General features: G+C 50.7%; 1 rRNA gene. It reads right to left on the bottom strand.

Annotated elements, in window-relative coordinates:
• A 23S ribosomal RNA gene (locus KI210_RS08615) occupies positions 1-282 on the bottom strand; the annotation flags it as partial.

The following is a 282-nucleotide window of genomic DNA, read 5'->3' as shown; positions in this document are numbered from 1 at the left end:
TCACTATCGGTCACTTGCTAGTATTTAGCCTTACGAGATGGTCCTCGTTGCTTCAAACGGAATTCCTCGTGTTCCGCCCTACTCAGGATCCTGCTCGGCTCCCTTCCGATTTCGATTACGGGGCTCTCACCCTCTCTGGCTGAACTTCCCAGTTCATTCGTCTATCTTCCGTTCGCCTTATCGCAGTCCTACAACCCCCAAGGATAAATCCTCAGGTTTAGGCTCTTTCCTGTTCGCTCGCCGCTACTTGGGAAATCGATTTTTCTTTCTCTTCCTGCAGCT

Origin of the sequence: Lactobacillus corticis (assembly GCF_018327645.1) — a bacterium.
Lineage (GTDB): Bacteria > Bacillota > Bacilli > Lactobacillales > Lactobacillaceae > Lactobacillus > Lactobacillus corticis.
This window is presented reverse-complemented; position numbering and strand designations above follow the sequence as displayed.